Annotated in this window: 12 protein-coding genes and 2 pseudogenes; 5 read left to right on the top strand and 9 right to left on the bottom strand. The window is 65.5% G+C overall.

Annotated elements, in window-relative coordinates; translation table 11 throughout:
* Window positions 1-145: 145 nt before the first annotated feature.
* Window positions 146-1,159: a hypothetical protein gene (locus tag BMG07_RS16620; RefSeq protein WP_269759060.1), complete on the bottom strand. Its 1,014-nt coding sequence runs from the start codon at window positions 1,157-1,159 to the stop codon at window positions 146-148.
* Between the two features lie 35 nt (window positions 1,160-1,194).
* A complete protein-coding gene (locus BMG07_RS16615) occupies window positions 1,195-2,247 on the bottom strand; it encodes a hypothetical protein (RefSeq protein ID WP_269759059.1) in 1,053 nt (350 codons plus the stop codon).
* Window positions 2,248-2,341: 94 nt separating this feature from the next.
* Between BMG07_RS16615 and BMG07_RS16610 the strand changes: the two genes are divergently transcribed.
* Window positions 2,342-2,539: a hypothetical protein gene (locus BMG07_RS16610; RefSeq protein WP_198085501.1), complete on the top strand. Its 198-nt coding sequence runs from the start codon at window positions 2,342-2,344 to the stop codon at window positions 2,537-2,539.
* 285 nt (window positions 2,540-2,824) lie between these two features.
* On the opposite strand, the gene BMG07_RS16605 is transcribed toward BMG07_RS16610, so the two are convergent.
* Both BMG07_RS16605 and BMG07_RS16600 read right to left on the bottom strand, forming a co-directional pair.
* The gene (locus BMG07_RS16605) at window positions 2,825-3,283 is read right to left on the bottom strand and encodes a hypothetical protein (RefSeq protein ID WP_198085500.1); all 459 of its coding nucleotides are present in this window, start codon (window positions 3,281-3,283) and stop codon (window positions 2,825-2,827) included.
* 201 nt (window positions 3,284-3,484) lie between these two features.
* The gene (locus BMG07_RS16600; protein ID WP_198085499.1) at window positions 3,485-4,135 is read right to left on the bottom strand and encodes a hypothetical protein; all 651 of its coding nucleotides are present in this window, start codon (window positions 4,133-4,135) and stop codon (window positions 3,485-3,487) included.
* Window positions 4,136-4,308: 173 nt separating this feature from the next.
* Here BMG07_RS16600 and BMG07_RS16595 point away from each other — a divergent pair, with 173 nt between their 5' ends.
* The gene (locus BMG07_RS16595; protein WP_198085498.1) at window positions 4,309-4,752 is read left to right on the top strand and encodes a hypothetical protein; all 444 of its coding nucleotides are present in this window, start codon (window positions 4,309-4,311) and stop codon (window positions 4,750-4,752) included.
* 9 nt (window positions 4,753-4,761) lie between these two features.
* Here the strand turns inward: BMG07_RS16595 and BMG07_RS16590 are convergent.
* The 5 genes and pseudogenes from BMG07_RS16590 to BMG07_RS16570 all read right to left on the bottom strand — a co-directional run bounded on the left by BMG07_RS16590 (window position 4,762) and on the right by BMG07_RS16570 (window position 9,130).
* Window positions 4,762-6,008, bottom strand: a pseudogene (locus BMG07_RS16590) (ROK family protein).
* On the bottom strand, window positions 6,001-6,801 hold the full coding sequence (locus BMG07_RS16585) for an ATP-binding cassette domain-containing protein (protein WP_198085497.1): 801 nt from the start codon (window positions 6,799-6,801) through the stop codon (window positions 6,001-6,003). Before BMG07_RS16585 ends, BMG07_RS16590 begins: the two are co-directional and overlap by 8 nt.
* Window positions 6,801-7,759: pseudogene (locus tag BMG07_RS16580) on the bottom strand (ABC transporter permease). Before BMG07_RS16580 ends, BMG07_RS16585 begins: the two are co-directional and overlap by 1 nt.
* Window positions 7,760-7,806: 47 nt before the next feature.
* On the bottom strand, window positions 7,807-8,814 hold the full coding sequence (locus BMG07_RS16575; protein ID WP_198085496.1) for a sugar ABC transporter substrate-binding protein: 1,008 nt from the start codon (window positions 8,812-8,814) through the stop codon (window positions 7,807-7,809).
* A 166-nt stretch (window positions 8,815-8,980) separates the two neighbouring features.
* Window positions 8,981-9,130, bottom strand: coding sequence for a hypothetical protein (locus BMG07_RS16570; RefSeq protein ID WP_198085495.1), 150 nt, complete (start codon window positions 9,128-9,130; stop codon window positions 8,981-8,983).
* Here BMG07_RS16570 and BMG07_RS16565 point away from each other — a divergent pair, their 5' ends adjacent.
* Genes BMG07_RS16565 through BMG07_RS44125 form a run of 3 tightly spaced genes read left to right on the top strand, consistent with a single transcriptional unit; the run spans window position 9,131 to window position 11,009 of the window.
* Window positions 9,131-9,283, top strand: coding sequence for a hypothetical protein (locus BMG07_RS16565; RefSeq protein WP_198085494.1), 153 nt, complete (start codon window positions 9,131-9,133; stop codon window positions 9,281-9,283).
* A gap of 38 nt (window positions 9,284-9,321) precedes the next feature.
* On the top strand, window positions 9,322-10,644 hold the full coding sequence (locus tag BMG07_RS16560; protein WP_307866990.1) for an aspartate-alanine antiporter: 1,323 nt from the start codon (window positions 9,322-9,324) through the stop codon (window positions 10,642-10,644).
* Window positions 10,641-11,009, top strand: coding sequence for a hypothetical protein (locus BMG07_RS44125; protein WP_307866989.1), 369 nt, complete (start codon window positions 10,641-10,643; stop codon window positions 11,007-11,009). Before BMG07_RS16560 ends, BMG07_RS44125 begins: the two co-directional genes overlap by 4 nt.
* Window positions 11,010-11,040: the final 31 nt, after the last annotated feature.

The following is an 11,040-nucleotide window of genomic DNA, read 5'->3' as shown; positions in this document are numbered from 1 at the left end:
TGGTCGCTTGCGCGCAAGCACGTTGAAAAATGGGGCGCAAGCCCAAGATCGGCTGCTGGCCGACTGTAGTCGGTCGCGCTGGCAGCGCGAAGTGGCCCAGTTCGGTCCTACGGTTCGGTTGATGGTGCTGCAGCATCCGTCTGCGTCAGCATTGCGAGATGCCGTGGGGCCTGCCGGCACGATGGCGCTTCCATATCACGCTGTCCGCAAGATAGTGGTGAAAGTTCAGGGTGAAGTGTGCAATGAGGACCGTCGGAAGCCCAAGCCAGAGGAGGCTTTCTCCGATGTGACTGGCGGCCACGAAGAGGGCTGCGCCGCAAATCGCGCATCCGATAAAGAAGGCCGCCGGCGGCCTCAGCTTCTTGAGCAGCGATTTGCCGTGTGCCGGAGCAGTGTCCGATGCCTCGCTGCTTACGCTGTCCGCCCCAACGCCGGGCTGCCGCTGGCGATAGACAAATACCAGGTACTGGATGTTGTGCCAGACGTTGACCACCAGCCAGCCCACGGTGATGTCGCTGATCCAGACATAACCAACCAGCGAGATCACCAGATGGGAAAGCACGAAGGTGTTGAAAGGCGCATCCGCCTGCGGCTCTCGCCTGGCGTAGCCCAGGCACACCAACCAGCACAGCGAACCGGCAATGGCCGCGATGCCTGCCGCAAGGGCCAGCTCCTGGGGCACGGGTGGCAGCCAGATGGGGTAGCCCAGGAAGCTGCGGGGTGCCTGCGCGCCGCGGTGCAGGTATCCCCACGCAGGAAGCAGATAGATCAGCAGATAGGGCAGGTTGCGGAATGGCACCTGGAGCCGACGGTCGTGGCGTCTCGCGATGCCATAGCTCTGGCGGGCGACATGAAAGGTCTGAAGCGCGAAATACAGGGCGAACAGTCCGGTCGCTTCATATGCGAGCGCAAGGACCGTCAATCCCGCCAGAACCAGGATGGGGGCGACGACGATCAAGGCCCATCGCAGGCGAGTGTGCGACGACATCGAGCCGATGCGCGTGTACGTCGCGACGATATGGGGATTGGCCAGCAGCCATATATCGACGTAAAGCACGGCCAGCATCATGGGGGTGGACCACGAGGCGAGTGCTCCAGCCGCGAGCGCCGCGAACAGGTTGCCGAAGATTAGCCAATGCTCTCTGCACACCCTGGCCATCGTGACGCTCCCTGACGCCGGCTCTGCGCGAGCTGTCATGTCACGACAGGCAGAGTGGGCGCGGGCGGAGGCGACCCCAGTGGGGCTCGTTTGGGCGGAACCGAGAACACGGAGCGAGGCCGCAGATGGCGCTCGAGCTCGGTCCGCATGTTGTCGTATGCGGCATTCCGCGCGGCCGTGAACCTCGATTCGAGAGTCGCGCGGCTCAGGACCCCGGACAAGCCCGACGGAGGAAGCGGCTGGTACGGGTCGTAGTTCTCGGTGACCTCGCACGGGTGGCATCGCCCGTCTTCGTCGTACTGGTTGTACAGCCTGATCTGGTAAACCACGCCGCCTTCCTTAGCTGGATCCACAGGGAAGCTGAAGGTCAGCGCGAGTTCGGATGCTCTTGACGAGACATCGTCCTCAACGGGTACAAAGCCGGCACTCCGATAGGCGCGGACGATGCTTTCCTTGAGGTCGGATACGCTGATCCCGACGAAGGAGTTGCCGAACAGGTTCTGCTCACCTTCCCACCGCCGCTTGTAGTTAAAGCCGAACGAAGGGGCGAGATGCTCGCGCCCGGCGGACTCGATCGTCGCGTACGCCTTGTCGATCGCCGGGACGAGTCGTGCGCTCAGGTCGTACTGGGCCATCCATGGCAGCGCCTTGATCTCCTGCCCATTGCTGACTTCGGCAAACCTCAGGAAACAGGGACTGCACTTCTTCCGGCCATCGAGCAATTCATCTGCGGACACGAGAAGCACCGCCGGCCGCGTCTTCGCATCGACATCGAGCTTGAACTTGAAGACCGTCGACTTATTTTTCTGCTCATCCACAGCGACGAACGAGAAGCCCGATTTCTGGAAAGCCTGACGCACCATCGACCTGAACTCCGGGGCACCGATGCCCTGATAGGCAGCGACGGGGAACGTGGGCCTTCCGACCTTGTCGCTCAAATCCAGAACGCTGCGTTGCGGCTGAGCCTGGAGCCGGACCTGTGGTTGCGCTGGGAGCTGGGGCTGTGGTTGAGCGAAGGCGCCCAGTCCCGCCAGCAGGAAGCCGCCGGCCGCGCAGGCCCTTCGAATGCCAGAAGTAATCGTCATCATGCGTGCTTCCTGTCAACGCGTCGGTGTTCGCGAAATTTCAACTTAAGAAGGGGGCCAGCTTGATCAGAGCCTGCGCGCTGAACTCGACGTATGCGTGATCCTCATCGCAACCGCCAGAGCTCAATTGCAACAGTGGCGCACCGGTCACAGAAAGCCGAAAGCGGGCCCTCGACATTTCAACGGGTCAACGCTCGATGGCAGTGTGGGTCAGTCAAGCGCGAAAACCCACAATTTTGAGTATTTTGAAGAGATGCTCACGACCAGCGCTGCCTTGAAGGACCCGATCGAATGAATGTACCCTGTGAGGCCCGACAGCGATCACGCCGGTGTTGTGAACTTCATCACGCAGAGGTCGCCTCGACCGAGGCAACACGTGCCAAGCGCCACGCGGGCCACGGCACCCAACTCGGCAACGGGTTCAAATGACCGCTTCTGGCCGACCGTAGCCCCACGCACGACCGGCACACAAGGCCCTGAGCGGTCATCGGACCAGCTCCGAAGCAGCCGTTCATCGGAACGAGCAAAGCGTGTGGCCGGACTTTGCCACACGCATGGAGATGCTCGGGCCACGTCGCGACTAAGCAGTGACCCAAGTTACCTCGAGAATGAAGGAATACAGGCCTGGCACTGGCCACCGCCTCCCCTCGAATTGGCGGCTGTGCTTCACCCACGACGGCGCGAGTGAAAACACTCCAGTCTGTGAGAAAGCCTTTTCACGGAGCGCCAACGCGGCGTCACAAATCTCGCGGTGAAGGGTGACAAACCTATCGTTCATCCCGGGGCGCATTGGATGGGTCTCAAGCGCCACTCGGCCTGCGTGGTAGTCCACGTCCCATGCATGAAAGATTGATTGGAATTCGACAACACGACGGAGCAGCGCATCATCAATGGGAACGATGTCGAAAAGCCCGCGACGGGCGTCCAGATCCTTGCGAAGCCAGAAGTAGTGCGGGACGCCCCTGAAGTCGGCGACCCCTTCCTCCGGCAGGTCCGTTTCGCCGTTGTAGTCGAAGTAGCTGTAGACCTGTTCGCTCATCCGTGCCTCACTGTTCGTTCGTTTGTACGGGCCACAGGCAAAGTATCGCCAGCGCAGACAAGTCTCAGCGCTGTACGCTCCCCGCAGCGAAATAATCAGGAGGCTGCAGGCTGGGGGCCATTCGCGGAGGGGGCACCCGGTGTCCTGCGCACACGCCCTGAACAGCAGCGCCCTGAACGACAACACCAAGCACAACCGCCCTCACCCAGACGAGCGCGCCAGCGTCGCCAATTTCTTCTTCGCACTCTGCAAGAACCCGCCCCTCTCGGCGGGCAATCGAGCCTTCGTATCCCCGAGCGAAATGATCTCGATGGCGTGGCCCTCCGCCAGCTTCGGCGCGAGCGGATCGCGCGGCGCGAGGCTGTTGAACCTGGCGTTCGAGATGACATGCATCTTCAGATGCCGATGGATGGTCTTCGACAGCTTCTGGCACGCCGCCGTCATGGCCGCTTCATCGGGCATCAACTGGCCGTGCACCACCAGCAGCTCCAGCGTGCCGTCCTTGTCCTCTTGCAGGATGAACGCGCGCACCACCGAATCCTTGAACTTGCTGCGCAGCATCGAGCGCACCGGTTCGGCGGCGGCGAACGACTTCAGCGCGATGCTGCGCAGTTCGTCGTGAAAGACGAACGCGCGGTCGACCGAGACGGTCTCGGCTTCGTCCGCCTTCGGCTTGTGCTGCTTCAGGATGCCGCTGCCGACCAGATGCGCCAACGTGCGCGCCACATCGTCAGGCTCCATTTTTGAGCGCTGGGCCAGCTCGCTGGAAGAAAACTGCTGGTCGGGCGCCGCGTAGGCGACCTTCAGGATCTTTTGCACCTCGGGCGCAAAAAGGAAATCGGCGGCACTCATGGGTTCCAGGCTCCGAACAAGGGGATCGCATTATCGGGACTCGCGGCGCCCTGGGTACGCCTTTGTCCGCGACGTTTTCGGGACGAATTCCGTAGCGGCGCATGGCGCAGGCCTACAGCGGTGCGCGACGCCCGTCGTTCAGATCGGCTCAACACGCACAAGGAGCTTCAGCCATGGGCCACGCACACACGATCGAACGACTCCGGCCAGCGCGGACCACCCCGCCCGATGCCGGCTCGAAGCGGTACTGGGCGCCTTGCCTGGCAGTGGCGCTGGTGGCGATGTCCCTGTTCTACGTGACCTTGAAAGACCTGGTGCACGAGAGCGCGGCGCGTGCATCGACCTTGACGCACGCGGCGACGCGCTCGTTCGTGGAACCGGCCCTGCCGACGCTCCATCAGGCGCCGCTGGCGAGTGCAGCCATCCAAAGCCCGGCTCGGGCCTCCGCGCAGCCGCCCGCCAAGGCCAGGCCCAGGTCCGACTCCAGCTTCGTCGAGGTGCACAAGTGCATCACGCCCGAGGGCGGCGCCGCCTATTCCGACGGGCCCTGCCCCGACGGCGCCAGCGCCAGCACGCTGCGGCTGCCGCGCGACCTGCACGCGACCGCGAGCCTGTGAGCGAGCGGCTCAGGCCGCCTTCAGGAACACGTCGTGGTCAGGCGCGAAGTTCGCGTGCAGCGGCAGCATCGCACCGCCCAGCGCGCAGGCCTGTGCCCCGACCCTGCCGCCGTGCAGTTGCGGCGGCCACAGGCCCTCCCAGTTGCACAGCGCCATCGCGGTGCGGGTCTGCTCGAGCAACGCCTGCAGCAGCGCGCGTGACATGGAGCCGTCCATCACCACGTCGGACAGGTCGAGCACGGCCGTGCTGCTCACGATGGCGTGCGCCAGCGCCAGCGACGCGCCATGCAGCCAGGCCTGCGTCGCGGCGGCAAACGGCGGCTGCAGCGCGCGGTCGTCATAAGCCGCGGTCGCGTCCAGCCCCTGGCTCTGCAGGCGCTGCTCCAGCTCCCACAGCGAGGCCTCGGCAACCACCTGCGGCGGCGCACCGTCACCTTGGCCGCCCTGCCCGCGCTGCCCGGCCTTCAGCGGCTGCGTCGGCAGCGAAGCCAGCGCACCCGCGTTGCCGTGCGCGCCGCGTGCAGGTGCGAGTTGATGACCAGCCCGCCGCCCACGAAGGTGTCGACGAAGATGTAGAGAAAGCTCTTGAGGTCGTGCCCCCGCCCGCCGACCAGCTCGGCCACGCAGGCGGCCACCGTGTCGCGCGCAAAGCTCACGGGCACGTCGGTGCGCGCGCGCACCTCGGCCAGCAGGTCCATCTGGTTCCAGCGATCGGCCTGTGCCTTCGACAACCCCAGCGTGCGATGCCAGCCGCCGAGCTGGAACGGCGCGGCCAGGCCGGCGCCCACGTTGCGCGCCGCGATCGGGCCCAGCCCGTCGCGCAGCCTGTGGATGTGCTTGGCAATGGCGGGCAGCAGCGCGTCGGCATCGGGGAAGTCGTAGCTGATCGCATGCCGCTCGCGCACCTGCGCGGTGAAGTCGATCAAGAGCCACTCGGCGCCGCGCCGCCCGACCTTGATGCCGATGGCAAAGGCCCCGTCGGGGTTCAGCGCCAGCGGCACCGACGGCTGCCCGATGCGCCCGCGCACGCGGCTCTGCTTGACGATGAGCCCGTCTTCCTCGAGCCGCGCGGTGATCAGGCCGATGGTCTGCGCGCTGAGCCCGGTCAGCCGCGCGAGGTCGGCCTTGGGCAGGCTGGTGTGAACGCGCAGCGCCTGCAGCACCGTGCGTTCGTTGAACTGGCGCATGCCGACCTGGTTGGAGCCGCGAGGCCGCAGCAGGTCGGGCGTGCGCGCGGCGGTGTCCGCATCAGGCATGCGCCTCCGCGGGCAACTGGTCGGCGGTCATGGCGCCGGTCATCACCGCGACCGTGTCGCTCATGCTGATCTTCTTCGGATCGAGCACGGCCGCGCGCCGACCCAGGCGCGCCACGTGGATGCGGTCGGCCACCTCGAACACGTGCGGCATGTTGTGGCTGATGAGCACCACGGGCAGGCCGCGGTCGCGCACGCGGCGGATCAGCTCCAGCACCATGTTGCCCTCCTTCACGCCGAGCGCGGCGGTGGGCTCGTCCATGATGACCACGTGCCGCGCGAAGGCCGCGCTGCGCGCCACGGCCACGCACTGGCGCTGGCCGCCCGAGAGCGTTTCGACGGCCTGCGTCATCGACTGGATGCCGACCTTCAGGTCGGCCATGCGCGCGGCGCTTTCGCTCAGCATCTTTTTCTTGTCGAGCATGCGCAGCACGTTGCCCAGGAAGCCGGGGCGGCGCAACTCGCGGCCGAGAAAAAGGTTTTCGTAGATGGTCATGGCCGGGGCCACCGCGAGGTCTTGATACACCGTCTCGATGCCCGCGCGGCGCGCGTCCAGCGGGTTGCGAAAGTGCACCGGCTTGCCGTCGAGCAGGATCTCGCCCTGGTCGGGCACCACAGCGCCCGACAGCGCCTTGATGAGCGACGACTTGCCCGCGCCGTTGTCGCCGATCACCGCGAGGATTTCTCCCTCGCGCAGCTCGAAGTCGACACCGTCGAGCGCCGTCACCTGGCCGTAGCGCTTGACCAGGCCCTTGGCTTGCATCACGATTTTTCCGGGGTTGGCAGCGGTGGTCATCAGCGAGCTCCCCGGCGCGAAAGTTGGTCGGCGGCCACGGCAAGAATCACGAGCACGCCCGTCACCAGCACCTGGTAGATCGACGACACGCCCATCAGCGTGAGCCCGTTGCGGAACACGCCCACGATGAGCACGCCGATCAGCGAACCCAGCACGATGCCGCGCCCGCCAAACAGGCTGGTGCCGCCGAGCACCACGGCCGTGATGGCGTCGAGGTTTTCGGTCTGCCCCGCATTCGGGTCCCCCACGCCGGTGCGCGCCACCGACAGCAGCGACGCAATGCCGTACAGCACGCCCGCCGCCACGTACACGCCCAGCAGCACGCGCTGCGTCGGAATGCCGACCAGCCGCGTGGCCTCGGCGTTGTTGCCCACCGCGTAGATGTGGCGCCCCGCGCCCGTCTCGCGCAGCACGAACCACGCCAGCCCGTAGAGCGCCACCATCAGCACCGAGCCCCACGCCACCTCGCGCTGCCGATGTTGAAGGTGGTGCCCAGGCCCGTGAGGCCGCCGGGCAGGTCGGTGATGGTCTGCGACGACGAATACAGCTGCGTGATCGCGAAGGCGATGTTCAGCGTGCCCAGCGTCACGATGAAAGGCGGCAGCTTGATGCGCGTGACCAGCAGCCCGTTGAGCAGCCCGAACAGCGTGGTCACGCCGATGCCGCACAAGATGGCCAGCGGCGCCGGCATGCCCAGCTCGGTGGCGAACTTGCTCATGATGATGCCGCCCAGCGCCATCACCATGCCGCACGACAGGTCGATGCCCGCCGTGAGAATGATCAGCGTCTGGCCGATGGCGATCACGCCGACCACCATCACCTGCTGAAGAATCAGCGAGAGGTTGCCGCCGGTCAGGAACCGGTCCGACTGGGTCGCAAAGAAGATGCACGCGCCAAGCAGGGCCAGCCACGGCCCCAGGGCGCCCCACGGGATGTGGTGCGTTGCGGATTTCGCCATCGAAGTACTCCCTGCTGTTTATCGAGGTATGTCCAGGGGCGGTTGGTTTACTTCTTGCCCCAGCACAGCTCGGCGCCGGTCTTGGTGTCCTTGCTGTCGACGCCCGCCACGCTCTTGCCGGCAATCAGCGTCACGCCGGTGTCGACATAGCCCGAGGCCTTCTTGCCGGTCTTGGCGAACTCCACGCCCGCGGCCACGCCCATGGCAGCCATCTTCAGCGGGTACTGCTGCGAGGTCGCGGCAATGATGCCGGCATTGGTGTCCTTGATGCCCTGGCAGCCGCCGTCGACCGACACGATCATCACGCCCTTCTCCTTGCCCGCGCGCTTGAGGGCGGTGTAGGCACCGGCCGCGGCGGGCTCGTTGATGGTGTAGACCAGGTTCACTTCGGGCGCCTTCTGCAGGCAGTTTTCCATCACGGTCTGCGCCTTGGCCTGGTCGCCGAAGCTGTCGGCCATGCACACGATTTCGGGCGCCTTCGACAACTCGTTCGACTTGGCGTCGTTGGCCGCAAGGCCGAAGCCCTTCATGAAGCCGTTGTGGCGCTGCGCGCCCACGGGGTGGCCCGGCAGCAGGTCGAGCGCGACGATCTTGGGCGTCTTGCCGGCCATCGCGGCCTTGGCGTATTCGCCGATCAGCACGCCGGCCGTGTAGTTGTTGGTGGCGAAGAGCGCGTCGGTCGCGTCCGGCGGATCGGCCGGGCTGTCGAGCGCGATCACCATCACGCCCTTGTCGCGCGCCTTCTTGATGGCCGGCACGATGGCCTTGGCATCGCTGGGCGTGATGAGGATGGTCTTGGCGCCGGCCGCGATCATGTTTTCCATGGCCGTGATCTGACCCGCGTTGTCGCCGTCGGCCTTGCCCGCGCCGGACAGCAGCTTGGCGCCGAGCTTCTTGGCCTCTTCCTGCGCGCCTTCCTTCATCTTGACGAAGAAGGGGTTGGTTTCGGTCTTGGTGACCAGGCCGATGACGGGCTGCGGGTCGGCGGCGAAGGCAGCCGATGCAGCCAGCGACATGGCGGCCAGGGCCAGGATGGAACGCGACGAACGGAACATGGATGTGTCTCCTAGGCAGGCGGGGGCGCCTGTGTCTTTGTTGAACCGGAAGCACACCCGAGGGATCGGGCCGGGCTCCGGACGCGACGCAACTATGTTTCAGCGAGCCGACTAAATCAAGTACCTTTAGTTATCGAAAACCCGGAGGTCCGGGGCGGCGGGCGCATCAGCGTGCGAAGAACTTGTCGAGGATCCGGCCGGTGGCTTTTTCAATTGCCAATGTGAATTCAGGAAGGTCCGGCGAGGCAGCTCTCAATCCTTTCGGCTTATTGATCGCAGTGATGGAAAAGTGGTAATTACCGGACTCTTCCGTCAAATGGATTTCGTATTTTTCAATGGCCGCGCCGGCGCTTTCCAGGTGCGCAAAGCAATTGGCCTGAAAAGTAGGCCAATGGTGCTCAGCCCCTCCACAAGCCACAACAGAAACCGTATTTTTTCACAATTGCTTGCCATTATTGATTTATCGTGAACGCGTAAATAACAAACAAACAAGAGGAACCCCCAGCGATGGATGGCTTGATCGGAATCCTGAGAACCCAACCCGAAATCGCGCTCTTCCTCGTGCTCTCCATCGGTTATGCCGTCGGCCAGATCCGCTTCGGCCCCATCCAGCTCGGCGGCATCTGCGGCACGCTGATCGCCGCGCTGGTCGTCGGCCAACTCGGCATCAAGCTCGACGACAGCGTGAAGAACGTGTTCTTCATGCTGTTCATCTTCGCGCTCGGCTATGCGGGCGGGCCGCAGTTCTTTGCCAACCTCGATGCCAAGGGCCTGCGGCTCGGGCTGCTGTGCCTCGTCGAGGTGGTCGTGGTGCTCGCGCTGGTGCTGGCGGCCACCCTTTTTCTCTCGCTCGACCAGGGCACCGCCGCGGGCCTGATGGCCGGCGCGGCCACCGAGTCGGCCGTGGTGGGCACGGCCACCGACGCGATCTCCAAGCTCGCCCTGCCCCTGGCGGACATCCAGCAGCTGCAGGCCAACGTGGTCACGGCCTACTCCATCACCTACGTGTTCGGGCTGATCGCGATCGTGGTCGCCACGAGCCAGATCTTTCCGCTGCTGCTGCGCGTTGACCTGCGCGCCGAAGCCGACAAGCTCTGGAAGACGATGGGCGGCGGCGGTGACGACACCGAGTCGGCCAGCGCCGTGCCCGAGATGGTCGGCCGCGTGTTCCTCGTCACGGTGGGCCGGGGCCGCAGCGTCGGCGAGCTCACGGCCATGTTCGGCGGACACGCCAGCATCGAGCGCGTGATGCGGCGCGGGCAGAGCCTGAAGGTGGAGCCCACCTTGCGGCTGCAGGCCTTCGACCAGGTGCTGGCCATCGGCAAGCGCAGCGTGCTGGTGAACGTGGCCGAGCTGCTGGGCCGCGAGTTCGCCAACACCACGGCCTTCGACGCCGTGGTCGAGACCACCGAAGTGGTGGTCAACCGGCGCGAATGGTTCGACCGCGAACTGCACGAGCTGGGCGCGCCGCTGCCGGCCGGCGTGCAGATCGTCGGCCTGGCGCGCGACGGCAACGCCATGCCGCTGCTGCACGACGTGAAGCTGCAACGCGGCGACGTGCTCAAGCTCTACGGGCCGGTGATCGATGTGTCGCGCGCGCTGCCGCTGATCGGCGACCGCGTCGTCGAATCGACGCACAGCAACATCAGCTACGCGGCCATGGGCATCCTGCTGGGCGTGTTCATCGGCGGCTTCAGCGCAAAGATCGGCGGCATTCCGTTCTCGCTCGGCACGGGCGGCGGCGCGCTGCTCACGGGGCTGGCCTTCGGCTGGTACCAGTCGAAGAACCCGCACCGGCTGAGCGTGCCGCCCGAAGCCTGGCGCTCATGAAGGACCTGGGCCTGGCCACCTTCATCGCGTGCGTCGGGCTGGCCTCGGGGCCGCAGGCGCTGGCGCTCATCCAGAAGTTCGGCATTGCGCTGCCGCTGGTGGGCGTGGCCATCGCGGTGGTGCCGGCCAGCATCTCGCTGTTCGTGGGCCACCGGCTGCTGAAGCTGGAGGCGCCCGTGCTGCTCGGCGCCATTGCCGGGCAGCAGTGCAGCACGCCCGCGCTCAGCGCGGTGCAGAACGCGGCGGGCAATGCCACGCCGCTGCTGGGCTACACGATCACTTATGCGATTTCGAACGTGGTGCTGCCCTTGATGGGCCCGCTCATCGTGGCCCTGGCCGGGCTGGTGGCGCACGCCGCGAAATGAATCTGGATTGCTTCGAGAAACCGAAAGGACG

This window comes from Variovorax sp. E3 (assembly GCF_016082275.1).
Classification (GTDB): Bacteria; Pseudomonadota; Gammaproteobacteria; order Burkholderiales; family Burkholderiaceae_C; genus Variovorax.
Note: the sequence above shows the minus strand (reverse complement) of the source record. Positions and strands in the feature narration are given on the sequence as shown.